Source organism: Streptomyces sp. NPDC046915, from assembly GCF_040644935.1.
Lineage (GTDB): Bacteria > Actinomycetota > Actinomycetes > Streptomycetales > Streptomycetaceae > Streptomyces.
In genome coordinates, this window is sequence record NZ_JBEYXB010000075.1 from 1 (window position 1) to 1,088 (window position 1,088).

General features: G+C 70.3%; 1 protein-coding gene and 1 pseudogene. Both read right to left on the reverse strand.

Annotated features, from left to right (window positions below; translation table 11 throughout):
- Positions 1-938 (reverse strand): ketoacyl-synthetase C-terminal extension domain-containing protein (locus tag ABZ915_RS48785; protein ID WP_361817958.1); only part of this gene is annotated, 938 nt, incomplete at its 3' end.
- A 33-nt stretch (positions 939-971) separates the two neighbouring features.
- Positions 972-1,085 (reverse strand): annotated as a pseudogene (locus ABZ915_RS48790) (beta-ketoacyl synthase N-terminal-like domain-containing protein); the annotation flags it as partial.
- Positions 1,086-1,088 lie beyond the last annotated feature (3 nt).

The following is a 1,088-nucleotide window of genomic DNA, read 5'->3' on the forward strand; positions in this document are numbered from 1 at the left end:
AACGGGTGTGCGAGATACGGATCCACCGCCGCACACACCGCATCGAACGCCTCCGCGAACACCGGCTGCGAGGCATACAACTCCCGCCCCATCCCCGCCCGCTGACTCCCCTGCCCGGTGAACAGGAACGCCGTACGACCGCCCTCCCGCACGACCCCGCGCAGGACGCTCGCCCCCGGTTCCCCGGAGGCCAGCAGGCCCAGCCCCTTCAGCAGCTCCGCATGACCGTCACCCAGCACCACGGCCCGGTGCTCGAACGCCGTCCGGGTCGTGGCCAGCGAGAACGCCACATCCCGCACTCCGAGCGAGGAGTCGGTGCTCACGAGCTCCCGTAGCCGCCCCGCCTGCTCGCGCAGCGCCTCCGCCGAACGAGCCGACAGCACCCACGGCACCGCCACACCCGTCTCCGGCTCGGCCTCGGCAACCGTCTGCTCGGGGGCTTGTTCGAGGATGAGGTGGGCGTTGGTGCCGCCCATACCGAAGGACGACACACCCGCCCTTCGCACGCCCTCCACGGGCCACTCCCCCAGCCCGGTCTGCACCCGCAGACCCCAACCCTCCAGATCGATGTCCGGATGCGGCGAGACGAAGTTCAGACTCGCCGGAACCTTCCCCGCCCGCACCGACAGAGCCGCCTTGATCAGGCCGACAACACCCGCCGCACCCTCCAGATGCCCCACATTCGACTTCGCCGACCCCACCACCAACGGCACCGGACGCGCACCAGAGCCGTAGGCCTCCCCTAGCGCCCGCGCCTCCACCGGGTCACCCACCGGCGTACCCGTACCGTGCAACTCCACATACGCCACGTCCGCCGGGCCCACGGCCGCGTTCGCGAGTGCCGAGCGCAGTACCCGGGCCTGCCCGTCCGGTGACGGCACCGTCAGGCCCGTACCGCCACCGTCGTTGTTGACGGCACCACCACGAATGACACACACGATGTCGTCACCATCAGCGACCGCATCCGCCAGCCGCTTCAGAACGACGACACCGCCACCCTCACCCCGCACATAACCATCCGCACGCGCATCGAACACATACGAACGGCCCTCCGGGGAAAGCCCCCCGAACCGCTCCACCGCCACCGA